General features: G+C 81.9%; 1 pseudogene. It reads left to right on the top strand.

From position 1 onward, the window contains the following. Positions 1-104: 104 nt before the first annotated feature. Positions 105-310, top strand: a pseudogene (locus IH13_RS0110930) (hypothetical protein); the annotation flags it as partial.

Below are 310 nucleotides of genomic sequence, written 5' to 3' on the forward strand. Positions count from 1 at the left end.
AGCCGGCCGGAGCCGGGGGCACGCCCGGAGGGGCCGGGCCGGCGGACGGGCCGCGAGACGGTCCTCGGCCCGGGACCGTACGGGCCGATGCGGTGCGGGAGGGCGTGCGGTCGGAGCCGTACGACCCGGTCGACGCGCTCCGCCGGGCGGTGGAGGCGGGCACGGCGGGCGCGGGCACGGCGTCGGCCGGGGCGCCGGAGCGGGGGCACGGCGACCGGTGGGCGCGTGCGCTGCTGGAGCATTCGCTGTTCCTCGCCGGCTCGGCGATCGGTGCCGCCGCGGACTACATCGGCACCCGCCGGGGAGCCGG

Origin of the sequence: Streptomyces sp. NRRL WC-3549, from assembly GCF_000721935.1 — a bacterium.
Lineage (GTDB): Bacteria > Actinomycetota > Actinomycetes > Streptomycetales > Streptomycetaceae > Streptomyces.